The sequence below is a fragment of the Dyella flagellata genome, from assembly GCF_030160275.1.
Taxonomy (GTDB): Bacteria; Pseudomonadota; Gammaproteobacteria; order Xanthomonadales; family Rhodanobacteraceae; genus Dyella_B; species Dyella_B flagellata.
In genome coordinates this window covers 203,965-229,183 of record NZ_BSOA01000012.1, presented here as the reverse complement: position 1 = coordinate 229,183, position 25,219 = coordinate 203,965, and the positions used below count along the sequence as shown (strand labels likewise).

Sequence of the window (25,219 nt, the reverse complement as noted above, 5' to 3'; positions counted from 1 at the left end):
GGGCGGATGTCGATCCGCCGCCTGCTTGCTCGTCGTTCAAGGGCACGGCTTGAGTTGGGCTGCACATAAGTCCCGACCAGATAGCCCGAGTGCGCTTTGACCATCTGCATGGGGTCCACCTGAGGGGAGCCGAAAGATGAAGACAAATGCCCGCTTTTTCAGCTGCTTGCCGATGTGCTTCGCCCTGATCGCCGCTGCCGCTGCGGCGCAGCAGCCACCGACCAGCTACCCCCGCATGGCGCCACTTTCCCAATACCTGATGGCCGACCGGGCGGCGGAAATCGCCCTGGCGCGCAGCGCGGCTCCAGCGGCGATCTCCGACCATGCCACGGTCCTGGTCCTTCAGCCGCATGGTTATGTGACGGCGGTTGAAGGCAACAACGGCTTCGTTTGCGCGGTCGAGCGCTCGTGGATGTCGCCTTTCGACGCCCCGCAGTTCTGGAATCCAAAACTGCGCGGGCCGATCTGCTTCAACCCCGAGGCGGTCAAGTCGATCCTGCCCATCACGTATAAGCGGACCTCGCTGGTGCTGGGCGGGAAGTCCAGGGAAGAAGTGAAGAAGGCCATCGAAGCGGCCTATGCGGCCAAGCAATTGCCGCCGCTGGAACCCGGCGCGATGTCCTACATGATGTCCAAGCAAGGCTATCTCGACGACCAGTACGGGCACTGGAAGTCGCACCTGATGTTCTACACCGCCACGAATGCGAACTGGGGGGCGGACCAGACCGGATCGCCCGTGATGTTGAATCCGCAGTTCCATGGCGAGCCCGAGCCGGTCAACGTGCTGATGATAGCGGTCGGCCAATGGTCCGATGGCAGCGCCGCACCAAGCATGTAGTCCCGCGAGCGTACCGCCGACTTGAGTAGGCTGGGATGGTAATCCCAGCTCTTCTTTGGACTATCATCCAGGTAGTCGCCGTTGGCCATCTTCACAAGGAACGTGCATGCCTGACGCATTTGGTGGTTCCAGCGACGTTGTCCGGTCCAATGGCAACCACCGGGTGAGTTCTTCCGCAATTTCGACTGCCGAAAACGCGGGACGCAATCTTTATATCGACATCTTGCGCGGCATCTCCATCATGCTGGTGATGTTGCTGCATTACAGCCTGGCCTATCATCTGCAGACCAGTCCGCTGCAGGCGTGGATTTCGATCCCAACCTTGCGGGCCATCTTCTATAACGGCAATTACGGCGTCGACATGTTCTTCGTGATTTCGGGCTTCCTGATCACGTCCAACATCCTAGGTCGCTATAGCTCGCTCGCCGGCATCGACAGCGTACATTTCTATAAGCTGCGCTTTTTCAGACTCTACCCATTGGTCGTCGTGGCCTTGGCGATCATCACTGCGCTGGGTCTGGCTGGGCTATCTCATTTCTCCAACATCCATCGCGGCACCAACCTGGGCAACGGGTTCTTCCTGATCGCGGACCTGTCGGTGCTTACGTTCTGGCATAACATGCTTATGCAAGGGGTGGGCTACTTCAACTATGCGATGAACATCTACTGGTCGCTGTCGGTGGAAGAAGTGTTCTATCTGCTGTTTCCGTTGGTGCTGGTGATCGCACGGCGACGTTGGCAACTGATTGCCCTGGCAAGTCTTTGTGTGATGGTGGCGCCGATCTACCGTGGCCTGCACCAGGACGACGAACTGTTTTTCATGTATGGCAACGTGGCTTGCGTCGATATGCTGGCCTACGGCTGCGTGGCGGCTGTCGTCGCAAAAAACCTGCAGTGGCCGAACGCGCTGCGCTGGAGCCTTGCCGTTTTGGCCTGCGTGGCGATGGCTTCGATCTATATGCAAGGCATCAACGGCCATGAGGCGCTCGGAGCCACATTCCTGGGTATCGCAACGGCGCTGTTTCTAATCGCCGTGTCCCGGCTTCCCGCTGGCCGCTACTCCCGTCGATGGGGAGGCCCCATGGCATGGCTAGGCGCACACAGCTACGAACTGTACCTGTTCCATATCGTGGTGCTAGGCATCATCGCGGAACTGGTGCCGAGGGCTGCAATGACGGCAGGGCACAAGCTGCCTGTGCTTGCGATGTTTTTCATTTTGTCCGCGATGCTGGCCTGGGTTGCTGCCCGGTTCTGTGGCGATCCGCTGAATCGATGGTTGCGCCGCCGTTTCGCGCAGCGCGGCGCCGAGTCGCGGGAGTTTGCTCAGGAACTCGCCGCCAGGGATGGGGTTCAAGCGGTGGATTGAACTAGTATGCGTAGGCGCCGGGGGGCGCAGCGCATTTAGGGATGAAATGGGGAATGCTATGAGTCGTCATGATGACAGTCGTTGGCGCCATCTTCTTGGCGGTCTTGCCGTTTGCGCCGTATTCGCGCTCGGTGCCGCGCCTGCGGCGCAAGCCCGCCAGGGCTATCAGACTACGGGCCACTGTGGCGATTACCCGCGCGTCAACCTGCAGACCGCCCCGGGGGTCTGTGTTGGCCTGGTGGCGCAGCATCTGGGTTTTCCACGTGGCGTGGCCACGCTGGGCAACGATATTTACGTAGTCGACAACGGAGACTGGGTTGCCGACAAAGGCAGGCTGTTGCGGCTGCGTGGCCATCAGCCCCCTGAAGTGCTGCTCGATCGGCTAGACCGGCCCAATGCGATCTTGCTGACGCCGGACAAACGGCTGCTGATTGGCCTGGCCGGCCGCATCATCAGCGTCGACCCCGAGGCGGCCAACCCGGCTGCAAGCGTACGCGACGTGGTGGTGAATCTTCCCATTACCGGCCGCCATCCGCTGCCGGCGATGGCGCTGGCGCCGGATGGGACGCTGTATATCAACGTAGGTAGCGCCAGCGACAATTGCGACCAGGATCTGGGCAAGCCGTCCCGGCCGGCGGTGTGTCCCGAGACCCAGGAAACGCCGCCACGCGGAGCCGTGTTGAGTGCGAAGCTGGGGACAGGAGAGCCACTGGATGCCGTGCGGTTGCCGGTATTCGCGCGGGGCTTGCGCAACAGCATGGCGCTGGCGGTAGGCGAAAACGGGCAAGTCATCGATGCCGTCAACGCACGCGACGCCATCAACGCGATCGACCCCAGGCTTTCAGACGAGGAACTTCCTCACGATACACTTGATTACCTGGTCGCCGGGGCTGACTACGGTTGGCCGTATTGCTTCGACAACGATCGCCCGAGCCCCGAATACGCACAGTACGACTGCAGCAAGAAAGCGGTGCCGGCGCGCTTGTTACCACCGCATGCCGCGCCGCTGGGCATGCTGATCTACCACGGTCATGCCCTGCCGGGTCAGCAGCGCCATTTGATCATCGGCTATCACGGCTACCGCAACCTGGGGCACCGCGTCGTCAGTCTGGCGCTGGATGAAAAGCTTCGTCCGCGCGGCGAGCCGCAGGACCTGGTTTGGGGCTGGAGCAGCGCGCCGGGCGATCATCCCATGGGGGCGCCCGTATCGCTGGTGGAAATGCAGGACGGAAGCCTGTTGGTTACCGAAGACCGCAATGGGACCTTGCTGAGGATCGCACCGTCCAAGCCCTAGGCGGTGTGAGCCGATAAAAAAGCTAGCGAGGGGAGGAGGGCGCATCCCCCCCTGTGGGGTCATCCAGATGAGCTATCAGCCACGGCAGCGTCACCGCCAGCAGATAGAACTTGGACGCGAAAAACTTGTTGTCCAGGCAATGCCGGTGCTGTTCCAGCCATTTCGGTGCGCCAGGTAGAAGTTCGCATGCCTGCAAGGCGAAAGCGTGGACCTGCTCGAAGCGCCGCTTGGCCAAACCCTGCACATCGAAGCGGAACGAGCCCTTGGCTTTTACGTAAGGCAGCCGGTCAAAGTGGCGCGCGATGTGTCGGCGCATCAAGACCTTGCTCTCGCCGCGGGGGCCGATAAGGCGATCGTCCGGGACGTCGTTGAAAATCCAGTCGCAAAGCAGCCGATCGCAATACGGGTAGGCCAGCTTCAAGCCCATGGCTTGCGCCGGATACATGCCCTTGGCGAAACCGGCCGCCTCCAGCACGACCAGCACGATCCGGCGCACGGCTTCGGCCGACCGCGCCGATTGCATGTCCTCCTGGAACGCTTCCATGCGCTTGCGCGAATAGCTGGATACATGCCAGCCGAGCAGTTCATCCACTTCGTCGTCGCTGAAACGGGAGCCCGGAAAATGGCGTTCGAACGCGTTCATCTGCAGCGTGCCGAGTGTAAAGCACAGCCTGAAACTGCGACGGACGAGCGGGTGCTTGAGCCATGCGCCAGGCATGCGCACGCCTCTGGCAATCAGCCCAAGCAGGTGGTCCTTGAGGTGCAAGGGCGAGCCAATGTACGGGTCCACGCCCAAGCCATCGATGATGCCATCGCCTTGCTGATGACTGATCTCGGCGGCGAGATCCGCGTAAGACAAGGTCGCAAAGTCGGCGGTGAGCAGCGGCATGCGTGGCGCCATGGCCAGGTAACGGTCGTAAGCCCGCACCGGGTCGCATACCAAGCCTTCATGGCGCAGGCCAAGCTGGTTGGCCACGAATCGCGCGGATTCGATTTCGTTCTCCTCCTTGCCGCCCAGATAAGTGATGCAGGTGGTATCCGGGCGCGCGTCCGCGAGGGCGATGGCCAGCGAGGTGGAATCCTTGCCGCCGCTTTGCAAATGCCAAGGGTTGCGCATGTTGGCCGTGCTTTGTTCCACTGCACGAACAAGGAGCTGGTGGTAAGTGTTCAACAGGATCTCGTCACTTACCGCACCCGAAGGCGGCCGCGACAGGGCCGAAGTCGACTGATAGGCAAAGTGAAAACGCAGCTCGTCTTCCATGCCGTGCGGCAAGGCGAAGCCGGTGGCAACGTTCTTTACATCCCGATAGATGGTGTGCGGCGGATAAACGAAGGCATTGCGCAAAAGATCGGCGAGCGAGACATGATCGATGGAGCTGCGGTTGGCGCAGCGCGATGCCAGGCAGGAAAAATCGGCGGCACCGGCATAGGGGCTGGTCTGAAGATAAGTCTTCCTGCTGGTTCTGGGCGTCTCTGGCGGCCACCCAAAAAGCCAGGTATTCATGCTAGACCCGCAGTCGACTCAAGCGTACGCGTAGGCAGGGGCAGCATGGGGTGCGGACGTGCGGCGCGCTCTGCGCCCATGGGGCCTGCACCCAGGCAAGGCAAGGAGAGTGGCGAAAGAGTGGCTCGCAGGGCGGATACCGCCGTATCCATCGATACAGCGGCAGGATTGGGGGCATCGCGCAGCAAGCGTTCCAGCAATTGATCCTGCGCGCGACCACGCTCATAGGCGTAAGCGTAGGGAAGCTGGGTAAAGGTGACCATGCGGTAGCGCGACATGAAATGCTGTGGCGCCCATCGAGTCAGCCGTGCACCGAGTTCAAGCTTCGCCACATAGTGCGGATCGGCGACCGAGTCGCGCATTTCAACGTAGTTTTCCAGCGTCATGGCCGCAATGGCATCGGCATTGGGCTTGCGCAGGTGCTGGAACTGCGCAAAGGCATCGGCCGTATCGCGGTGGGAGTTCGCCAGCAGGTCGGCCAGAGCCAGGGTGTCTTCGAAGCCGCAGTTCATGCCCTGGCCATGAAAAGGTGCGATGGCATGTGCCGCGTCGCCGACCAGCAGGGCGCGGCCATCGATATGCCAGCGATCGAGATAGAGCGTGGAAAGCTTGCCGACCGGATGGCCATCGTAATCCTCCGCAAATCGCGGCATCCGCGGCAACAGATCGGGGAACTCCTGCTGGAACAGGGCTGCGGCGGCCGCAGCGTCGGGTGCCGTATCGAAGCTGGGATGAGGCCCATGCGTGGGCAGGAACAGCGTGACGTTGAAGCTGCCGCTGATATTCGGCGTTGCGATGCACATGTGACGGCCGCGAGGCCAGATGTGCAGCGCATGGGGTTCGATGGCGAAAGGATAGGCGCCGGCGCTGGGCGGAATTTCCAGCTCTTTGTAGCCATGGCCCAGTGGCTCGACCCGAATGCCGAGCGGCCGGTGCAGATTCATGCTGGCCCGCAAGGCGGAGCCAGCGCCGTCAGCGCCGATCAGCACGCCTGCGTCATGCTCGCGCATCATGCCAGTCTCATCGGCCAGCGTGATGCGTTGCGCATCGATATCGGCAGCCGCCAGCATCTGGCCAAAGTGGAACTTGGCGCCGGCCGCTTCCGCAGCATCGAGCAGCAACGTATTGAGGCCATTGCGTGAAATCGACCAGATCACTTCGCTGTCGTCCACGCCATAACGCTGCAGTCCGGAAGCTCCGTGCAGCGGATGCACCATGCGGCCACGCATCATCACCGATCGCTGCAGCGCATGTTCGGCAAGTTCGGCCACGCGTAACGCCTGCAAACCGCGCTCGGCAATGGCCAGGTTGATCGTGCGGCCACGCGAGAAGCCTGTAACGCGTCGCGGATCGGCGCGCTTTTCGAACACTTGCACCGCAAAACCGCGCATCGCCAACAGCCGGGCGAGCAAGGCTCCCACTGGACCACCACCGATCAAAGTCATTGCTTGCTTGGCCATGCCGGTTCCTAGTCACGTGGATATTCATGAACGTGCGAGCTCGGCCATGAAGACTCTTAGGGCGGCTATGAAAAACTTATAAAGCGGTTGTCACGAATCGACGGCAACGCAAGCTCACACCGGGCCGTCAATGGTTTGTCGAAGCGGTGTCTTTTGAGGGAGGTCGCGCAGCAGCGACGTCGACGCCGGGAGATCTGCAAAATAAGGCGAATCGTTGCGATGGGTTTTGTGAAGCTCAAGCACGAATAGCCTGGACCGTGGCCGTGAAGGTCATGTCTGACTTGTGTGATTAATCGTACTTATGGCCGATCCGCATAAACGGGATCAACTTTTGGCGGTGTTCACATTCCTTGACGGCTAATGGGTGCGCCCTTGGCCAGGGCGATCAAAGCAATTTGATGCCGAAGGGTTTGACCGCGAAGGCGAACAGCACGAACGAGATGATGGTGATCAGCGCGCTCAGCCCCAGCGCCGGCCAGAAGCCGAAGCGGGTGTACAAGGACGGAAAGGCCAGGAACATCGGCAGTGTGGGTACCACATACCAGAACGTATACCAGGCATGGTTGGTGATTTTCGAGGCGGGCTGCTTTTCGACATGCAGCCAGGTCAGGGCCAGCAGCGTGACCAGCGGCAGCGATGCCAGCAGCGCACCCAGGCGATCGCTGCGCTTGGCCACTTCGGATACCGCGACCACGATCGCGGCAGTGATCAGATACTTGGTGATGATCCAGGGCATGGGCAGGCTTTGGGCGGGGCCGATGGGATTAGGGGGTAGCCTGGCTGGGCTTGGTGATTCGCAGCTGAGGTCTGCCTGCCACGGACTTGAGCGGAAAATAAGCCTGATGGGTGGTTTCGTCCACAGCGACGACGTGGGCATTGGGGCCCAGCATGGAGGTGCCCAACAGGCTGACCGAATGGCCTTGCACGCGGAACACCGAAACCTCGCCGGATTCCCCCGCGACGTAGAGCCAACCTAGCGCGGAGTCGAAGGCCAGCACATCCGGATCCTTGGCTACATCGAAGCTCGACAGAATGCGCCGCGTGGCAAGATCCAGCACGATCAGCTTGTCGTTGTCCTCGCAGGCGATGAACGCAAGCCGCGTGGACGGGTCGATATATAGCCCGTGGTTGCCCTCCGCACCAGGCAAGTCGATCCGGCTGATCACTTGATCGGTGGTCGGATCAATCTCCACTAGCTGTTCACGGGTCTGCACGTTCGCAAAAATATGCCTGGACACCGAATCGTATTGAGTGTTGCCTACTTCGCCGCCCAGGGGAATCGTGGCCACGCGCTTGTTCGTGCGCACATCGATCACCGTATCGGTCCGACCGTGCTCATCGGATACGTAGAGCTTATGTACCTCAGGAGCGTATGCCATGCCATCGGGATAGTTGCCCGCCGGCACGCGTGCGGTAATCTTCAAGGTATCCGGATCGATCGCTACCACCTCATCAGTGCCTGTGGCCGAAGCGTAGAGGCGGTGCAGTTGAGGCACGAATAACACGCCGTGCACATCGCTGACGTTGGCCACGTCCGCGACGACCTTGCGGTTGTGCGTGTCGAAGACGGTGACTACGCTGTCCCCGAGGTGTGCCAGGTAAAGGCGGTGAGTGCTCCGGTCCAGACTTGCGTAGTCCCAGCGTGTAGTCCCGCCGGTCAGGGGCACATCGGCCACCGTCGTCAACGGCAAATGGCCCTTGGCGGTACCGCTGCTGGCCGACTGCGAAACGAGCAGCGCAATTGCGGTTATGGCAGGTAACGCGAGCTTGCGATGAACATGGCGCTGAGTCATGGCTGTGTCCTGGAGGCGGGGCTTGGCCAAGCTTCTTGGCTTCATTGACAGGCTTTTCACTTGCGGATGCGCACCCCGGGGACGTCCCAAAATATAACCCGGGCCAAGCATCATTCGCTCGGCTCGGGGTTCCTGACGTGTTGCTTCGCTAGCTTGTCTCGTCCGCCGGACCAAGCAGAAAGTCTGTGACCTCATCGGAGAACCAGTAGGGGCTGCCGGCGACCGTCACGCCATCCTTGCCGGAAGGACTCGCTGCTGCTGCTGCCGGCATGCCATGGGCGCGCAAGATGGCAGCGCACCCCAGCCAGTCACCGGCGCCTTCGGGCAGATTGGTTGAGGCCCAGGCCAGGGTTCCGCAAGCGTTGTCGCCGAAACCCTGTTGCTCTTGCCAGCTGGCACCGTGTTCGAGCAGGAAGCGGGTGAGTTCGGTGTCGCCGCGGAACACTGCGTGATTGAGCGCCGAAGCGTCCCAATCGCCACCGCGTACAGTAATGGGCCAGCCCAATTGGATCATGAGCTTCACGGCGTCATTGCAAGCTTGCGCCGCCAGCTCCGGCAACAGTCGCTGTTGCGTGTCGGACAAGGTCTGGAGCAGGTCTGGCTGTTTGGCGAGCAGCTGACGTGCCGTAGCGGCATCGTTGGCAGCGCAGGCTGCGACAAAGCGTTCGCTCATCGATAGCGATGCGCCGCTTTCGGTTTGCCGTAGCAGCGTGGCGACATCCATGAGACCAAAGCGCAGTGCTAAGACGTATGCACTGATGCCATCGGGTGTACGCACTGCAGGATTGGCACCCGCGGCGAGCAACGCTTGGACATGGGCGGCGGAGCGACGCCTGCGAATCGCCCACAACAGCGGGGTACCCCAGTCGGAGGTGGGCTTGCTGCCGGCCGGTTCGTTCGCATTGCCACCCGCTGCAAGCAACAGTTGCAAGGCTTCGAGATTGTCCATGTCCAGCACGCGATAGAGTGCGTTCGAGCCGGTAACGCGCGCACCAGCGCTCAGCAATAGGCGAGTGCAGGCGGGATTTTCCAGTGAGTGATAGAGCGATTCGCCATCGTTGGGATTAGCGCCTGCATCGAGCAGCAGCTGGGTCAGTAGCGGGTCGTGATGTTGACCGGCTGCGCCGTACAAGGCGGAAAGCGGTTCGGCCGTGGACGCCTGGTCCGGCCAATCTTGCCCCCAACGATTGGCGACGGACTGGTTCGGGTCGATACCGGCGGCCAGCAGGAAGCTGGCACAGGCGCGCAGGCGTTCGGCGAACTCGGGCAGCCGCAGCAAGCTCGAATGGCATATCGCCACCAGTGGCGGTAATTGCAGCGGGCCGCCCGGTCGATGAATCCACCGAGGATCCTGGCTGTGCGTCTTTTGCAGCGTCGCCAGTTCACCGATCGCACAAGCCAGATAGGGATCGTCAGCGGGCAGGCTTGGGTTTTCCGCCAGCATGCGTGCTGCGGCGGCTGGGCTTGCCTGATGCATGCCGCCACTGATGTGGCCCGCATAGACCAAGCTCAACCAGTTGCGTATTGTTTCGTTGCGATCGACCGCCTGCGCGTTGCGCGCAAGCACGAAATGCTTCAGTTCGGTCCACGACGGGAAAGCGTATTCGCGTGCCAGGCACGATTGCGCATCATGCAGGCGCAAGCCGAGTTCTGTCATGGCTTGATCGTCCTTGCCGGCAGCCGCCGGCAGGCATGCGCGTAGACGCGCAAACGCTACCGGATCGCCTTGCTGGTACCCAGCAAGCAGATCCTTGGCCTGTTTCTTCAGATGGTCGAGCTGCGGGCGCTCAGGAAGCCGCTTCATACGAAAACCTCCGTGCAGAAAGCGCCGATGACCCGCAAACTCGGCTGCACAAAGGTTGGCCTGGTTGGCTAGCAAACAAGTGGGTTCAACCCTTTCCGCGGGTCCGGTAGCGGCTTGTACCGCGGGCAAACGATAGCGGCTGATTTTGACGGATGTCAAACCAAACGGCGCATCCTTGCGCCGGCGGCATCAGGCGAAGGGCTGATCGATGGCGGGCGAGGGTGGGGTAAACCAGGCGGCACCTTCTTCGGTGACGTAGAAATGATCCTCCAGGCGCACACCAAAACGGTCGGGCACCACGATCATCGGCTCGTTGCTGCAACACATGCCGGGTTGCAAGGCGGTGCGGTCGCCGCGCACCAGGTAAGGTGTTTCGTGAATGCTCATGCCGCAGCCATGGCCGGTGCGATGCGGAATGCCGGGCAGCTGGTAATCCGGCCCCAGCCCAGCCTGTTCGACCACGCGGCGGGCGGCGTAATCGGCATCCTCGCAGTGCACGCCGGGGCGGATCGCATCGAAAGCGGCCTGTTGCGCGGCCTGCTCAAGATCCCAGATGCGGCGTTGCTCATCGCTGGCTTGACCAAACACGTAGGTGCGCGTGATGTCGGAATGATAACCCTGCACCGTGCAGCCGGTATCGATCAATACAATGTGGTTCTCTGCCAGCGTCTGTTCACCGGGAATGCCATGCGGATAAGCAGTGGCCTGGCCAAACTGCACCACACAGAAGGTGGAGCCGTTGTCCGCGCCCATGGTGCGATGCGCCTCATCGATAAAGCGGATGATCTCGCTACGGCGAATACCTTCGTGCAGGATGCCAGCTGCCAGGCGATGCACCTGCAGGGTCATAGCAGTAGCCTGTTTCATCAGCGCCAGTTCGGCCGGGGATTTGCACATGCGGCAACCATCGACGATGGCGCTGGCATCGAACAAGGGCTTGCCGCCAAGTACGGCGCGCAGGCGTTCGCCCACAACGTAAGCTGCGGCTGGGTCCAGCGCCAGCTGGCCCGCGCCGCGTTCATTCAATGCGTTGGCCACGAGCTGTTGCGGGTTTTCATGCTCCTCCCATAGACGCACATCGGCCTGGATGCGCAGCTCATGCGAAAGCGAGCCCACCTCGAACCCCGGGCAGATCATGATGGGATCGCCACGGCGTGTCAGCAGCATGGCGACCAGGCGTTCGGTGGCGCCCCAGCCGATGCCAGTGAAGTAGCGCAGGGAAGTGCCGGCGGTGATCAGTACGGCATCGATGTCCAACGTATGCAACAGCGCGCGTGCGCGCTCGATGCGCTGAACGTATTCCTCGGTGGTGATTCTTTGAGCAGGCGTGGCCCAAGGCGCCAGTGAAGCCCTCGCCTGGGCGATCTCCAAACCACCGATCTGTTTCATTTCCTGGTCACTCCTGCAAATCGTCGCTGCCGCTTAGCGGAATCACGCATACTGGCTTTCCTCAGGCCAGGGCGTCTAGAAAAACTTGCCACGGACCGATGTGGAAATCGGCATAAATAGATAAAGCCATGCTGCGTAGGCTGGGATGCCAATCCCAGTATTGCCATGCACGCCGCACGCGATGCTGGGATTGGCATCCCAGCCTACACCGCGCCAAACCGGATATAGTCTCCTTTCAACAACAAGCCCAAAGTCTCCACGCTAGAGAGGGAAAGCCGGTATGACCAAGAGCGAGTCGCAGCAAAGCCCATCGCCCTCTCAACTGATCGACGCTCGGATCAAGGAGCTGGGCGACTGGCGTGGCAAGCTGCTCGCCCAGCTGCGTACCCTAGTCAAGGAAACGGACCCGGAGGTGGTCGAGGAGTGGAAGTGGCGCGGGGTTCCGACCTGGTCGCACGACGGCATAATCTGCACCGGCGAGACTTACAAGAGTCACGTGAAGATGACCTTCGCCAAGGGCGCGTCGCTGGACGACCCCGCGAGCCTCTTCAATTCCAGCCTGGAAGGGAATACGCGTCGTGCCATCGACTTCCACGAAGGTGGGAAGATCAACGAAAAAGCGTTGAGGACGCTGATTCGTGCAGCCGTGGCGCTAAACAAGTCCAAGGCTAAGACCAAGAGTCGCTAACAAAAAATGGTAAAGGTACGGTGAAACGGCCAACGAGCCGGCACAAGCTCGGCGGGTTGTGGCTGCAGTGGTGAATATTGCTCTCAGCAGGTTCTACAGCGCTGCTATAAGCACAAAATAATGAGAACTATGCCAATGTTGTAGAGGGTATTGCTATGCGATTCTGGATGGTTGTTTTCCTCTTGTCCCTTGTCGCTTTTGTGTTTTTTTCCGGCTGGACGATTCAAACTATTTGGCTGGCTAGCTTTTTCTCAAAAAGCCAAGCAGCGTTTGACTCTAGGATGGGCTTGTTGTTGGTTGTAACTGGACTGTGCTTTGTTTCGATGGTTGTGTCGATTGCTATATGCATAGCCCATCGCGTAAGGATGGGGCATAAGTCATAGAGGCAATCGGGGTCACCCTGGACTAGTCCTTCGCTAACACGCATCAGGCCGATCTGGACCAGCGCCATGGAATAGTCCTTTGTTTGATTCGATCGGCGCAGATGTATCTGCCGACTTCCTCTTTAATCATTCTGGGTGTGGTTGTCGGAAATGAAGCTTTCCTATTTCTTCATTTTTTTGGCCATCAGTTGCCTGGCAGGCCTCGGCGCGGTCTATGTCGCCCATCTGAATTTTTGGACGGGGTTTCTTATTGGTGCTTGCGCGCTATTGGTCAATGGAGCGGCGGCTGAATTTGAGGATCGGCGAGTTGGCAGGACGCGCGACAAAAAAGGGTAGTGAAGTTTCGTTTGTCATTGCCCAGTGGTGGGGTTTGGACGCAGAATCTCTCCACACCGGCAGCTTCCACTTGGAGTCCCGTATGCCCCTGGCTAGACCGTCCGTGTCCGATAAGCGCAAGGCGTTCCGTGACTTCCATGTCTCCGGCTGCTTCGTGATCCCCAATCCCTGGAACGTCGGCACCGCGCGCTATCTGCAGGGGCTGGGGTTCGAAGCGATCGCTACGACCAGTGCCGGCCACGCGCATGCGTTGGGTTATGCCGACGGCGCACAAAGCCTGGATGAGGTGTTGGCGCATTTCCGCGAACTGGCGGAAGCCACCGACATTCCGCTCAATGCCGATTTCGAGAACGGCTACGCTGACGAGCCCGCGGCCGTTGCCGAAAACGTGAGCCGTTGCGTGGAGACCGGCGTGGCGGGACTGTCCATTGAAGATTCGCCCAATGACGGGGTCAAGCCGCTTTACGATTTTGATCTTTCCGTGGCGCGGATCAGGGCGGCCCGTGCAGCGATCGATCGCATCGATGGCGAAGTGGTGCTTACCGCGCGCGCCGAAGGCTTCCTGCATGGCGTTCCCGATCTCGACGAGGTGATCCGGCGTTTGCAAGCCTATGGTGAGGCCGGTGCCGATTGTCTGTACGCGCCTGGCCTGACCACGCGCGAGCAGATCGAGGCGGTGGTGAAGGCGGTTGCGCCCTTGCCGGTGAATGTACTCAATTCAGGGGTGCCGAGTTTCAGCGTCGATGACCTCGCGGCGATGGGCGTGCGCCGTATCAGCGTGGGCGGTGCACTGGCGCGTGTGGCGATCGACGCCTTTATCCGCACTGCTACCGAAATCGCCACCCGGGGCCGGTTCGACAGCTTGAAAAGCTGTATCTCCCATGCCGAGCTGGACCAGTTTTTCAGCGCGGACCACGAGCGGCGGTTGGCGTAACGGCAGCGGTTGAGCGTGATGATAATGTGAATATTGATGGCGTTCGCAAGGCTGAAACGTCGCGCTAAAGGATCGTCCGTCAGCCGTCGATAACCTCACCAAGCCATGGTGAGGCCTATTTTGTGAATGCAGCTGACGATACGAGTCTTTCCTCGGTAATGGAGGCCTGTGCTTCGGCACCTGCCTGCGACGAGGGCGAAGGGATGCCGAAGAGACCGGCGATCCTGCTTGTCGATGACGAACCGAATGTGCTCTCGGCACTCCGGCGCCTGTTGCACAGCGCGCCTTATCAGATCCTGACGGCCAACAGCGGCGCGGCCGCGCTGGAAGTGCTTGTCGCCCACGAAGTGGATCTGATCATTTCGGACATGCGCATGCCGGGCATGTCCGGCGCGGAGCTGTTGTCGCGTGCGCAGGCGCTGTACCCGGATTGCATGCGCATCTTGCTGACCGGTTATTCGGAAATCGACGCGGTGGCCCGAGCCGTCAATGAAGGCGGCATCTACCGTTACCTGAACAAGCCCTGGGATGAGCACGATCTGTTGCTCACCATCCGGCAGGCGCTCGAACAACGGCGTTTGCGCAGCGAGACGGCCAGGCTGTTGCTGCTTACGCAACAACAGAACGATCAGTTGGCGGCATTCAATGCCGAGCTGGAAGCCAAGGTGAAGTCCAGGACCGAGGAAATCCGCCAGACCGTGATGTTCCTGGAGGACGCCCAGCGCGATTTGAAGCGCGGCTTCATGACGATGGTGCAGGTCGGCGCCAGCATGATCGAGCTGCGCTGCGGCGCCATCGGCGGCGAATCGCATCGAGTGGGGCAGTTGGCCAAGCACCTGGCGCTAGCGCTCGGGCTGGATGGCCTGGATGCGCAGGATCTTTATTTTGCGGGGCTGCTGCATGGCATCGGCAAGCTGTCGCTGCCGGATGAAATCCTGCACAAATCCATCGATCGGATGACGCCGGCGGAAGCGAACACCTATTACCGCCACCCGCTGCGCGCGCAAATGCTGCTTACGCCGGTTGCGCAACTCAACCCGGTCGCGCACATCATCCGGCACCAGTACGAGCGCTTCAATGGACGCGGCATACCCGATGGCCTGGCCGAAGGAAACATCCCCCTCGGTTCGAGAATCCTGGCGGTGGCGCGCGATTTTGAAGGGCTGCAAAGCGGTGCGATCACGAGAGAGCGCCTGCTTGCCGAACAGGCTGCCGAGCTGATCAAGATGCAGTCGGGCTTGCGCTATGACCCGCAGGTGGTGGAGCAATTCCTGGAGCTGTTGAAGGATCCGTCCCTGCTGGGTGGTTCAACGCCGTTCCAGCAGGTCGCCAGCGGGCAATTGAAGTCGGGCATGCGTCTTGCCGATGACCTGCGGACTGGCCGGGGTGTGCTGCTGATGACGAAGGGGAGCGTGGTTTCGGACTATCAGGTATCGGTCGTCAGGCGTTACGAAGCCCAGGAAGAGACGCCATTCACCATACTGATCGAGACGTCCGATGCCCATCCCGTCACCCGGCAGGACGCCGCCTAGCCGGCTGCGCGAGCGAGGTGGGCAACGCGATGCACGGAACCTATGATCTTTCGCTCGTTGCGCTGTCCCTGGTGGTCGCCACGCTGGCGTCCTATACCGCGCTGGACTTGAGCGGGCTGATCTCGCTGCTCGAACGGCGCCTGCGTTTCGGTTGGCTGGCCGCGGGCGCCGCCGCGATGGGCACCGGCATCTGGGCCATGCATTTTATCGGCATGCTGGCGTTCTCCTTGCCGGTTCCGCTGGGCTATGACTTCCGGATGACCTTCCTTTCGCTCGCCATTGCGATGATCGTGTCCTATTTCGCGCTCAACGCGATTACCCGGCCCCGGTTGAAGCGTGAGCGGCTCGTGGTGGGCGGTGTGTTGATGGGGCTTGGCATAGCCGGCATGCACTATGTCGGCATGGCTGCCTTGCAGATGAGTCCGCCGATCAGTTATGACCCGGTGCTGTTCACCGCTTCGATCTTGATTGCCATCGCGGTATCCACCGCCGCACTGTGGATAGTGCATCGGCTGAGCCTTGAGAGCACGTCCCGCGTTATCGCCAAACGGATTTATGCGGCGGGTGTCATGGGGGTGGCGATTACCGGCATGCATTACACCGGCATGGCTGCTGCGCACTTCATGCCAGGGGCCATCTGCACCACGGTCAATGGCATCCGCGGGCCGTGGTTGGGCGGGACCATTGCCTTGTTTACCGTCACCATCCTGACGGCCACCCTGGTGGTGTCGCGCTTCGACGCGCGCACTGCTTTTTTGCGTGGAAGAAACAACGCGCTCGAAGCGCAAGTGAGAAGGCGTACCGGCGAGCTTGAGGGTGTGCTGCACCAGTACGAGCGCACCGTGCTGGCGCTGGAGCAGGCGCGCAAAATGATGGAAGAGGAGATCGAACAGCGCAAAGCGGTGCAGCGTCGCCTGGAAATCGAAAAGGAGCAGCAATACCGGCTGATTCGAGAGTTGGAAGAGACTCATCGGCAGCTGCTGCAGAGCGAAAAGCTTGCGTCGATCGGCCAGCTTGCCGCGGGTGTGGCGCATGAAATCAATAATCCGATCAGCTTCGTGCATGCCAACCTCAACACCTTGAAGAGCTGGGTGGGGCAGCTGCTGCAGGTGATCGTTGCGCAGGAGGCGGTAACCGGCGCCCCTGCCGCCAGCATGCTTGCGCCGGTCTCCAGTATGGCCGGAGACCTCGACCTCGACTACGTGCGCAACGACATCATGATGCTGGTCGAGGAGTCGATCGAAGGAGCCTTGCGGGTGCGCCAGATCGTGCGCGACCTGCGCGACTTCTCCCGTCCCAGTGGCGATGAGTGGGCGCTGGCCGATCTGCACGCCGGCTTGGAGAGCACGTTGAATGTGGTGTGCAACGAGATCAAATACAAAGCCAGCGTCGTACGCGAATACGGCGAGCTGCCGCCGATCGAGTGCAATGCGGCGCAGCTCAATCAGGTGTTCATGAACCTATTGGTGAATGCCGCCCAGGCGATTCGGGAGCAGGGCACGATTACCATCCGGACCGACTGTCAGGGCGACAGCGCTTCGGTCGCTATTACGGACACCGGGGCTGGCATACCCGACCACGTGATCGGGCGGATCTTCGATCCGTTTTTCACCACCAAGCCGCTTGGGCAGGGCACGGGGCTGGGGCTGTCGATTTCGCACGGCATCATCGAGCATCACCGTGGGCGCATCGAGGTCGAAAGCCGGCCCGGTCACGGCACCACGTTCACTGTCACCGTCCCGGTCAACCGTAGCGAGCGTGCGGAGGTGAGGGGGCCACTCTTGCGCGATGTTTCGCCCAGAATCGCCTCGTAGGCTGGGATGGCAATCCCAGCTTCCAGGACGTGGCAAGGGAAGCTGGGATTGCCATCCCAGCCTACGCACTGAGGCGAGTACTTGCTCCCTTCCCTACGTGTAGCACGGGTGGGAGCTACATGCCGCGCGCCTGCGGCATACATGTACCCAACAGGGGCACCTCGTCATGTGGCGGGCGGTCCTGGCCCTACCCAACCCTTGGCACAAGGATTGCAACACCCTCGGCTGAGGAGGGTTTGAACCTTCAGCATGAACACCATCAGGCGCCAGATCCAAAGCTTGCTGTGGCCGTTGGCAGCGATCGCGGCGGTGACTCTGATGGCCTTGTGGCTGCGCCAGCATGAGGTCATCACGTCGTCGCCGGCCGTGTGGCTGGCGGACGGCGTATGCCTGGCGATCCTGATGTATCGAGGGCGGAGCGGGGCTGCCGCGTTGGTGACGGGCGCCTGCTGCACGATCTGGCTCGCGGGGCTGGCGATGGGGTTGTCGCTAGGGGACAGTCTGGTTCAGGCCTTGAGCGACGCCCTGGAAATAGGGGTTGCGCTGTGGGCCCTGTCGAAAAAGGACCATGCGACGCACCTGGAAACCCCTTATGGCACCAAGCGCTTCATCATCTGGGCGCTGCTGGTTGCGCCTTTGCTGTCGTCACTGGTCGTATTGAGCTGGCTTGTCTTGATTGGGCAAGCCCATCCCTGGGGAACGGGTGGGCTACGGTTCGTGTCGCACGCCTTGGGGAATGCGCTTGCCGTGCCCTGCACGATGGAGGTGCTGCGCTGGCGTGGCGCGCCTGCTTTGTCGAGACGCCGCACGCGCCGGTGCATGCAAGCCCTGGTGGGCCTGATTGCCGCTTCGGCAGTGGCATTCGCCCAGCCCATGCTGCCGGTGCTGTTCATTATTTTTCCGCCACTGATGCTGCTGGCCATGACGGGAAACCGCCGCTGGGTGCTAGCCGGCATGGTTGCCGTGGCGGCGGTGGGGGCCGCCATGACCTTGGCAGGGCTTGGGCCCATCCACCATCAGGCGCATTTCCCCACCTGGAACGCGCTGCTGCTGCAATTGTTCATACTCTCCTGCATGGCAGTCGTGCTGCCGTTGACCGCTTCCATGGAGCAGCGGCGCAAGCTCAGCCGCACCTTGCGGGGAAGCGAGGCACGCTACCGCATGCTGGCCGAACACTCGCACGATATCGTGCTGCTGCTCGACGCCGATGGCTATTGCAAATACGTGTCGCCGGCCATCCAGGACATGCTGGGCTACCCGGCCGGCAAGATGTTCGAAAGCTCGCTGCAGAGCCTCGTTGACGATGACAGCCAGGCCACGGCTCGTGACCTGTGGATGCAACTGCTGCAAGGCCAGCCTCCCGCGACGGCGTTGCTGCGCATGCGGCATGCCAATGGCACTTATCGCATCATGGAGGCTACCGGCGGGCTCATCGATGAAGAGCCCGACCGCGTCGTGCTTACCTTGCGCGATGTAACGGCGCGCATCGCCGCTGAGGAGGCGTTGCGTCAGGAACGCCTGATGACGGACGTGACACTGCAGGCCATCGGGGATGCGGTATTCACGCTGGACCGCCATGGCAAGCTCGAATTCGCCAACCCGGCCGGCAAGGCGCTGCTTGATCGCTCTGTTGCGCCCGATGAGGCGACGCTGGAGCAACAGCTTCCGCTATGGCGCGAAGGGCGGCAGATGACTGACCTGCATCCGGCTTGCATGGTGCGCAAGACCGGCATGCCGGAAGGTCCCTATCTGTGCGCGCTGGAGTTGAAAGACGGAACACGCCATTCCATCGAATGCTCGGCTACGCCGATTCACTCCAGCGCCGGCAAAGTGATCGGCGCCGTCTTGGTGTTTCGCGATGTCAGTGCGGTGCTGGAACTGTCCGAACGCATGGCGCATCTGGCGCACTTCGACGCCTTGACGGGGCTGCCCAATCGAGCGCTGCTGCTTGAGCGGCTGGATATCGCCTTGGCCAGGGCCAAGCAGACCGCGCATCATCTGGCGGTGCTGTTCATCGATCTGGATCGCTTCAAGCAGATCAACGACACGCTTGGCCATGGGCCGGGCGATGAGCTGCTGCAGCAAGTCGCCGATCGCTTGCAGTCGGTGGTGAAGAGCGGGGACACCGTGGCGCGCCTCGGCGGCGATGAGTTCGTCGTGCTGTTGCCGGAGCTGTCCGGCAAGGCGGATGCTGCCGTGGCAGCGAGCAAGGCCTTGGAGCTGCTGAGCCAACCCATACGGATCGGGCGAAGGGAACTGCAGCTCTCGGCGAGTATCGGCGTCAGCCTGTTTCCGGACGATGGCGACGATGCCGATTTGCTGATTCGCCACGCGGACATCGCCATGTACGCGGCCAAACGCCAAGGCCGCAACGACCATCGCTTCTATACCGCGGCGATGGAGGCCAGCGCGCAGAAGGAATTCGACCTGGAAAACGCTCTGCGTTTCGCAGTCATGCGTTCGGAGCTGTTCCTGGCGTTCCAGCCGCGCGTGGACATGAGTTCGAGGAAGATCATTTCAACCGAAGCCTTGATGCGCTGGCGCCGGCCGGATGGCGAGGTTTGCCTGCCGGATGAGTTCATTCCCATCGCCGAAGCCAGCGGGTTGATTCTCGCGATGGGCAGCTGGGCGCTGAAGGAGGCCTGCCGCGCATGCAAGGCGTGGCAGAACGGCCCGCTGCAGGGCGTGAGCGTCAGTGTCAACATTTCGCAGGTGCAGTTCGTACGCGACAACTTCCTCGGTTTCGTGATGGAGTCGCTGCGCGAGACCGGCCTGCCGCCGCACCTGCTCGAACTTGAACTGACCGAAAGCATGCTGATGGAACCGAGCGAAGCGATCCAGCAGCGCATCGCGGGCTTGAGCGCGCTTGGCGTGAAGCTCTCCATCGACGACTTCGGTACCGGTTTTTCCAGCCTGGCGTACCTGCGCCGATTCGCGATCGATACGTTGAAGATCGACCGCAGTTTCGTCATGCACATGACCGAGGATCCGGAGGACGCTTCGGTGATCCACGCCATCATTGCCCTGGCCATCAGCCTGGGCAAGCGAGTGGTGGCCGAGGGCGTGGAAACCATGCAGCAGGCCTCGCAGCTGGCCGCCTTGGGCTGCCATGAAATGCAAGGCCATTGGCTGGGCCGTCCCGGCAGCGTCGAACAACTGGCGATGCTTGCCGCGGGCAAGACTAAGACGGCGTCTTTCCGTTCAATGCGCGGGTGATGTGAGCGGACCGGGGCAAGGCCTACAGGCACCTGATTAGCGCCATGTCTTAGCTGGTGAGTACTTACTCCCTCCCCTACGTGTAGTAGGGGAGGGCTGGGGTGGGGTGAAGCAACCTCGCGGTGAACTTGAACGGTGCGGCAAGCTCGTACAACCCCACCCCAACCCTCCCCTGCAAGCAGGGGAGGGAGTTGCATATCGCGCAGCTGAGACATGGCGCTAATCAGGTGCAGGCAGCGGCCAGCCGACGATGTAGTATCCTCCAAGCCATCCAGCAAGCAGGGGACTTCTGTCGATGAAGCGCTGGGGTTCACGACTGCTGTGCGTGTTCGTTTGGGGCGCTGCCATGGCGGCCCAGGCCGGAACCTTGACGGTAAGCGCGATCGACAGCCACGGCCACGCTGTCGGCGATGCGGTGATCAGCATCGACCGCGCCAATCCGCCGGCTGCGGCAAGCACGCATTACGTCGACCAGAAGGCTGAAACCTTCATCCCCTACGTGGAAGTGATGCACCCCGGCGACAGCGTGGTGTTCCGCAACAGCGACAACACGCGTCATCACGTCTATTCGTTCTCCCCGCTCGCAGCGTTCCAGTTCATCCTGAGTCCGGGTGAAAGCTCGGCGCCGGTGCTGCTGGACCACACCGGGATTATCGCGGTGGGCTGTAACATCCACGACCGCATGATCGCGTACCTGGTGGTCACTGCCGATCAGTCGCAGGTGACCAGCAAGCAGGGTAAGGCTCGTTTCGATGGGCTGCCGCCCGGCCGCTACACCGTCAGGATCTGGCATCCGCAGCTGTCGCCAGGTCATGCGCCGGCGAGCGTGACCGTCGACGTGCCGGCCGAGGGGGCAGCGCCCGCGCTGCCGTTTACGTTGCGGCTGCTGCCCGATCCGCGCGGCAGCGCCGATCGCGAACAGCTGGATTATTAGCGCCATGCGCCTAGTCATCGGCTTCCGCCTTCGCCTTGCGCTGTTCTTCGTGGGCATGCTGGTGGCCGTGCAATTGATCACCGGAGCGCTCGTCTATGGTGTGACGCGTCACGCGCTGGTGGTGGACGGCGAGCGGCAGCTTGCCGCCAATGCCAAGGCCTTCGACGCGCAAATGGATGATGTTGCCGCACGCATTGCCGGCAACGTGCGCGTCATGGCGCTGGACTTTGCATTGCGTCAGGCCATTGCCCAAGGGGACCGTGGCACCGTGCTCTCGGTGCTGCACAACCACGGACGCAGGGTAGGGGCCTCGCGTATGCAGCTGATCAACCTTGACGGCACCATCGTCGCCGATACCGCTGACACGCACGCCAATGGCCAGGCGTTTCAGTTTGCCGAATTGATCCAGCGCGCCTTCTATCAGCAAACCGCCGTCATGGCCGCCGTGCAGGGGCATGTGTACTGGATCATCGTTGTACCCATCTACGCGCCGCAACCCGTGGGGCTGGTGGTGGTATACGTGCAAGTTGACGACCAACTGCTCGCCCATATGCAGGAGCTGAGTACCCTGCGGCGCGACCTCGTGCTGGAAGTGCAGCTGGCGCCGTCGCAATGGCAAGCCGTGGCGCAAGGTGACCGCTCGACACCTTTTGCGCGTGGTTTGCAGCATGTCGCGGGAGATTTTCCCGTGCAGCCCAGCCTGCGGCGTATCGCGCAGAGTGATTACATCGTGCTGGCGCAGCCACTGCAGCATCCGTACAACAGCGCACCCGTGGTCGTGTTGTTCGGTTATTCGCTCGATGATGCCTTGCGGCCTTATCACAACCTGGCGTTGGCCTGGTCGGCGCTGCTTGCGCTCGGCCTTGCCGCCGGCCTGTTCGGCGCCTGGATGATCGCACGCAACGTGTCGCGCCCAGTGGAGTGGCTGGCCACCGTCGCCAAGCGCATCGAGCAGGGTGATTACCGCATGCCACCGCGCTTGCATCGCCATGACGAGATCGGTGCGCTGGCCAACGCCATCGGCACCATGGCGGCAGCCGTCCAGCAACGTGAGGAACGCATTTCCTATCAGGCCACGCATGATGCGGTGACCGGCCTGCCCAATCGCATGGCGATAGAGGCAGCCATCACGCGAAGCCTGGATGATGGCGTGGCACTTGGCAGTTTGCTGATGATCGGCCTTACGCGTGTGCCGGACATCATCAAAACCGTGGGGCATGGCCTTTGCGATCGGCTGATGCGCGACGCCGGCGAGCGCATCCAGCGTGTAGCAGACGGCGCTGAGGTGGCGCGCGCTACCGACAGCAATTTCGTCGTGTGGCTTGCTGGGACCGACCGCGACGGTGCGGTGCAGGTGGCGATCCGCATACTCGACGCGCTTGCCACGCCTTATACGGAAGCCGATGTAAGCATCGATATGGTCCCCGCGGTTGGCATCGCCGCTTATCCGGAGCATGCGATCAAAGCCGTTGCGTTGCTGCGCTATGCGGAGACGGCGCAATTCGCGGCGGTCGGCTCGTCCAAAGCCTGGGCGTTCTATCAGGCTGCGATCGATCCGCACCGTCCCGAGCGGCTTTCACTGATGGGGCAATTGCGCGATGCGCTCGCACAGGATCAGTTGCAACTGCACTATCAACCCAAGCTGGCTCTGGCAAGCCGCCGCCTGGACGGCGCAGAATCGCTGGTGCGCTGGCAGCATCCCTTGCGCGGAACGATCATGCCGGACGCGTTCATCGGCATGGCCGAAGATACCGGCAATATCCAGCGCCTGACCCGCTGGGTGCTGGAGGCGGCCATCGCACAGGCCAGCCAATGGCGTGTAAACGGTCTGCAGCTGGGGATGGCGGTGAACCTGTCGGCTCGCGATCTGGGCGACGCCGACCTGCCTCGCTACATCCTGGGGCTGGCCGCCATGTATCGATTGCCGCATGAGCAGTTGACGCTGGAAATCACCGAGCGCGCGGTGATCGGCGAATTCGAAGCGGCCTTGCGCGTGCTGCACCAGCTGAGGGAACAGGGCTTTCGCATCACCATCGACGATTTCGGCGTGGGGCAGTCATCGCTGGCCTATCTGCACAAGCTTCCCGTCGATGAGCTGAAGATCGACCAGAGCTTCATCAAGCATCTGATGGATGATGCCAATGACCGTGTGATCGTGCGTTCGATCGTCGAACTCAGTCACGGCCTTGGCTACAAAGTCACTGCCGAGGGGGTGGAGAACGAGGCCACGCTCGACTATCTCGCCTCGATTGGCTGTGACCACGCCCAGGGATTTTTCGTTGCGCGGCCGATGAGTGCCGACGCGCTGGTCCAACTCACCACTACTGCCTTGCATCAGAGCCACGCATGAACTATCGACTGTGCTCGATCATTGCGTTATGGGGTGCCGCCATGGCGGGGCATGCGCAGGATTTCACTTTGCATGCCTATGCCGACGAGCGACTGGTGGCGGCGCCGGACGACAGCAGCTGGACGCGCGGCGGTTTTGGCAAGACGCGCTACGGCGATGGCCAAACCAAGTTTCATTTTGGGGGCGCCGCGGTGTACGGCGCGGCGCAAATCACTCCGGGACTGCTTGCACTGGCCCAGCTGCAATACCAGACCAGCGGTCACAGCGGCTTGAGCGTGCTGGAGGCGTGGGTGCGCTATCGCCCCGTATCCACTACGCCTTGGCGCTGGTACGTGCGAGCCGGTGCGTTTTTTCCGCCGGTATCGATGGAAAACGATGGCGTTGGCTGGACCAGTCCCTGGACGCTCAGTTCTTCGGCGATCAACACCTGGACCGGTGAAGAGTTGCGTGCGGTTGGTGGCGAGTTTGCACTGGAGCATCGCGGCGAGGCCAACAGCTGGGATCTGCGTGCCGCCTTATTCCGCCGGGACGACCCTTCCGGCACCGTGTTGGCCGAGCGAGGCTGGTCGATCGGCGACCTGGTTGCCGGCATCGGCAGCCGCTTGCGCGAACCTGATGCCGTAGTGAGTTATGAGGGAGGCACGCTGCCGCGCTACTACGATCCGTTTCGGAACATTGGGTCATCGCATTGGGGCGACTACGTGGCCCTCAGCTGGCATGCGCCAGGTGCAACGCGAGTGAGCCTTATGCACTACGACAACCGTGCCGATCCGGGGGCAACCGCGCCCTATGCCGGCAACGATGAACAGGCCGCCTGGCGTACCCGTTTCTGGAGCGCGGGCGCGCGTACCGAAACCGGCGCCATCACCTGGATTGCCCAGGCCATGGATGGCGATACCACGGTCGAGCCAGTGGAAGGCCGCTATCGTCTCACCCGCTTCCGTTCCGCTTTTGTGTTGGCAGGGTGGAACCGCGGCGCATGGCGTCCGGCGTTGCGCGTCGAGCACTTCAGCACGCGCAAACCATCCAGTGAACTTTTCTCGCATCCCGGCGAACACGGCAACGCAGTGACGGCGGCGCTCAATTGGCGGCCGCGTGATTATCTGCGCCTTACGGCGGAAGTGCTGCACATCGACAGCACGTCTACGCTGCGTGCCCAGTATGGGTTGCCCGCGCATGTGATCGATACGCAGCTGCAGCTGAGCATGCGGGTGTTGTATTAGCCGCGCGCGTAGGCTGGGATGACAATCCCAGCTTTGCTATTCATGCAAGCCTCGCCATGCTGGGATTGCCATCCCAGCCTACGATGATTGCGTGTGCGTCATGCTTTCGCAAAACTGACAAGGTGGTTGTGCCCTGGCGGCGACGTGCAATACCGCCGCACGCTCTACGCATGGCGAGTACGGCGAGGTAGGGTTTTTCATCTGCGTTTCGTCATTAACCCGGGGAGTGCGTATTTCGCTACTCGGTGGGGACAAATGAAAAAGTTCAATGACATACCGCGACGGCATGCTGGTGCGGTAACAGGCGCCATTCCACGGGGCAGCAGCCCGCGGCCGGACAGCGCAAACACGGCGTTTTAAT

The 25,219-nt window shown here is 61.6% G+C and carries 17 protein-coding genes and 1 pseudogene; 12 read left to right on the top strand and 6 right to left on the bottom strand.

All coding sequences use genetic code 11. From position 1 onward, the window contains the following. Positions 1-136 precede the first annotated feature (136 nt). The 3 genes from QQJ96_RS07400 (at position 137) to QQJ96_RS07390 (ending at position 3,498) form a co-directional block, all read left to right on the top strand. The gene (locus tag QQJ96_RS07400; RefSeq protein ID WP_284331335.1) at positions 137-838 is read left to right on the top strand and encodes a hypothetical protein; all 702 of its coding nucleotides are present in this window, start codon (positions 137-139) and stop codon (positions 836-838) included. Between the two features lie 106 nt (positions 839-944). Continuing rightward, positions 945-2,204: an acyltransferase family protein gene (locus tag QQJ96_RS07395; protein ID WP_284331334.1), complete on the top strand. Its 1,260-nt coding sequence runs from the start codon at positions 945-947 to the stop codon at positions 2,202-2,204. Between the two features lie 58 nt (positions 2,205-2,262). Then, complete coding sequence (locus QQJ96_RS07390) at positions 2,263-3,498, top strand: PQQ-dependent sugar dehydrogenase (protein ID WP_284331333.1); 1,236 nt, start codon at positions 2,263-2,265, stop codon at positions 3,496-3,498. Between the two features lie 22 nt (positions 3,499-3,520). Here QQJ96_RS07390 and QQJ96_RS07385 read toward each other — a convergent pair whose 3' ends face one another. From QQJ96_RS07385 to QQJ96_RS07360, 6 genes and pseudogenes are all read right to left on the bottom strand, one after another. Then, a complete protein-coding gene (locus QQJ96_RS07385; RefSeq protein ID WP_284331332.1) occupies positions 3,521-5,002 on the bottom strand; it encodes an asparagine synthase-related protein in 1,482 nt (493 codons plus the stop codon). A gap of 107 nt (positions 5,003-5,109) precedes the next feature. Then, positions 5,110-6,462 (bottom strand): annotated as a pseudogene (locus QQJ96_RS07380) (FAD-dependent oxidoreductase); the annotation flags it as partial. A gap of 385 nt (positions 6,463-6,847) precedes the next feature. Next, complete coding sequence (locus QQJ96_RS07375; protein ID WP_284331330.1) at positions 6,848-7,198, bottom strand: DUF3147 family protein; 351 nt, start codon at positions 7,196-7,198, stop codon at positions 6,848-6,850. Positions 7,199-7,226: 28 nt separating this feature from the next. Continuing rightward, positions 7,227-8,255, bottom strand: a complete 1,029-nt coding sequence (locus tag QQJ96_RS07370) for a YncE family protein (RefSeq protein ID WP_284331329.1) — start codon at positions 8,253-8,255, stop codon at positions 7,227-7,229. A 148-nt stretch (positions 8,256-8,403) separates the two neighbouring features. Then, on the bottom strand, positions 8,404-10,059 hold the full coding sequence (locus QQJ96_RS07365) for an ankyrin repeat domain-containing protein (RefSeq protein WP_284331328.1): 1,656 nt from the start codon (positions 10,057-10,059) through the stop codon (positions 8,404-8,406). Positions 10,060-10,248: 189 nt separating this feature from the next. Continuing rightward, positions 10,249-11,448 carry a M24 family metallopeptidase gene (locus QQJ96_RS07360; protein WP_284331327.1) on the bottom strand — a complete coding sequence of 400 codons (1,200 nt, stop codon included), beginning with the start codon at positions 11,446-11,448 and terminating at the stop codon, positions 10,249-10,251. Positions 11,449-11,728: 280 nt separating this feature from the next. Between QQJ96_RS07360 and QQJ96_RS07355 the strand changes: the two genes are divergently transcribed. From QQJ96_RS07355 to QQJ96_RS07315, 9 genes are all read left to right on the top strand, one after another. Further along, positions 11,729-12,136, top strand: coding sequence for a DUF1801 domain-containing protein (locus QQJ96_RS07355; RefSeq protein WP_284331326.1), 408 nt, complete (start codon positions 11,729-11,731; stop codon positions 12,134-12,136). A gap of 533 nt (positions 12,137-12,669) precedes the next feature. Continuing rightward, on the top strand, positions 12,670-12,855 hold the full coding sequence (locus tag QQJ96_RS07350; protein WP_284331325.1) for a hypothetical protein: 186 nt from the start codon (positions 12,670-12,672) through the stop codon (positions 12,853-12,855). A gap of 82 nt (positions 12,856-12,937) precedes the next feature. Continuing rightward, entirely contained in the window at positions 12,938-13,789 is an 852-nt protein-coding gene (locus QQJ96_RS07345; protein WP_404649141.1) for an isocitrate lyase/PEP mutase family protein, read from the top strand. 203 nt (positions 13,790-13,992) lie between these two features. Next, positions 13,993-15,321, top strand: a complete 1,329-nt coding sequence (gene nosR / locus QQJ96_RS07340) for a response regulator c-di-GMP phosphodiesterase, NosR family (protein ID WP_284331323.1) — start codon at positions 13,993-13,995, stop codon at positions 15,319-15,321. A gap of 29 nt (positions 15,322-15,350) precedes the next feature. Further along, a complete protein-coding gene (locus tag QQJ96_RS07335) occupies positions 15,351-17,135 on the top strand; it encodes a histidine kinase (RefSeq protein ID WP_284331322.1) in 1,785 nt (594 codons plus the stop codon). A 249-nt stretch (positions 17,136-17,384) separates the two neighbouring features. After that, positions 17,385-20,351 (top strand): bifunctional diguanylate cyclase/phosphodiesterase, encoded by a 2,967-nt coding sequence (locus QQJ96_RS07330; protein ID WP_284331321.1) that lies wholly within the window; start codon positions 17,385-17,387, stop codon positions 20,349-20,351. 295 nt (positions 20,352-20,646) lie between these two features. Then, complete coding sequence (locus tag QQJ96_RS07325; RefSeq protein WP_284331320.1) at positions 20,647-21,285, top strand: carboxypeptidase regulatory-like domain-containing protein; 639 nt, start codon at positions 20,647-20,649, stop codon at positions 21,283-21,285. Between the two features lie 4 nt (positions 21,286-21,289). Next, positions 21,290-23,635, top strand: coding sequence for a putative bifunctional diguanylate cyclase/phosphodiesterase (locus QQJ96_RS07320; protein WP_284331319.1), 2,346 nt, complete (start codon positions 21,290-21,292; stop codon positions 23,633-23,635). Next, entirely contained in the window at positions 23,632-24,858 is a 1,227-nt protein-coding gene (locus QQJ96_RS07315) for a porin family protein (RefSeq protein WP_284331318.1), read from the top strand. The genes QQJ96_RS07320 and QQJ96_RS07315 overlap by 4 nt, the downstream gene beginning before the upstream one ends. The last annotated feature ends 361 nt before the right edge of the window (positions 24,859-25,219 follow it).